Raw genomic sequence first — 788 nt, 5'->3', positions numbered from 1 at the left:
GGACAACATCAAAGAGATCGATTCAGACCTTGGTAACGAAATCGAAGAGCTCATGTTCGTCTTCGACAACCTGAAAGATGTTGATGATCGTGGCATCCAAACACTACTCAGAGAAGTTTCTAGCGAAGTATTAATTGTCGCACTCAAGGGTGCAGACGCTGACCTACAAGAGAAAATATTCAACAACATGTCGAAACGTGCTGCAGAGCTTCTTCGCGATGATCTTGAAGCGAAAGGACCTGTTAAAGTATCGGAAGTTGAAGCATCTCAAAAAGATATCCTTACTATTGCTCGTCGTTTGGCAGACTCTGGCGAAATAGCCTTGGGTGGAAGCGGTGAGGAAATGATCTAAGTATTGGTATGAGTGAACAAAATCCACCTAAGGACGATCGTCCTGTCGAAAGCTTAAGTGCTTACGAGCGCTGGGAGCTACCTAATCTCAATTCAGGTGAAGACTATACCGATAGTGCAAAAGTAAAACCGTTGACAGCAGACGATTTGGAGGCGATCCGCGCGGAAGCCTATGCAGAGGGGCTTAAGCAAGGAAAAGCCGATGGTTACAACGCCGGCGTCGAAGAAGGGCGTACCGTTGGTATCGAACAAAGTAAGCAAGAAGGCTTAGAGCAGGGGCGTCAACAAGCTGACAGTGAGTTGCAATCGCACAAACAAGCTCTTTCAGATCAATTAAAGGCCTTGCTTGATCCTATAGAAAGTCAACGCGATCAACTAGAAGACGCCTTGCTCAATACCATATTAGCCGTTGTGCGTGCTGTCATTCATACAGAAAT

General features: G+C 45.9%; 1 protein-coding gene and 1 pseudogene. Both read left to right on the top strand.

Annotated elements, in window-relative coordinates:
- Positions 1 to 352, top strand: a 352-nt coding sequence (locus tag A3738_RS06675; RefSeq protein ID WP_304440072.1) for a FliG C-terminal domain-containing protein, incomplete at its 5' end; no start/stop codon positions are given.
- Positions 353 to 360: 8 nt separating this feature from the next.
- Positions 361 to 788: pseudogene (locus A3738_RS06670) on the top strand (flagellar assembly protein FliH); the annotation flags it as partial.

This window comes from Oleiphilus sp. HI0066, from assembly GCF_001635725.1.
The sequence above is the reverse complement of the archived record's forward strand: the minus strand, read 5'-3'. Positions and strand labels throughout refer to the sequence as shown.